This is a genomic window from Pseudoalteromonas sp. SIMBA_162 (genome assembly GCF_046535955.1).
Classification (GTDB): Bacteria; Pseudomonadota; Gammaproteobacteria; order Enterobacterales; family Alteromonadaceae; genus Pseudoalteromonas; species Pseudoalteromonas marina.
Map to the genome: position 1 here is coordinate 1 of NZ_JAWJBQ010000302.1, position 277 is coordinate 277.

Sequence of the window (277 nt, forward strand, 5' to 3'; positions counted from 1 at the left end):
GTTCGAGAAGCTCACGCACCTGTTCGTCGCGACCGAGGCCGATCTGGCCGACGCGCTGTTCGGCGAACGGCCGGCCGCCGAGGCGCTGGTCGCCGAACTGGACGGCGCGATCGTCGCGTATGCGCTGTTCTTCCACAACTATTCGACGTTCGTCGGCCGTCGCGGCCTGTATCTCGAGGATCTGTACGTGCAGCCGGCGCAACGCGGCACGGGGCTCGGCACCGCGCTGTTGCGGCACCTCGCCGCGCTCGCCGTCGAGCGCCGCTGCGCGCGCTTC

The 277-nt window shown here is 70.4% G+C and carries 1 protein-coding gene; it reads left to right on the forward strand.

Annotated elements, in window-relative coordinates:
- Nucleotides 1-277, forward strand: a 277-nt coding sequence (locus R0J88_RS19785) for a GNAT family N-acetyltransferase (protein WP_410900844.1), incomplete at both ends; no start/stop codon positions are given.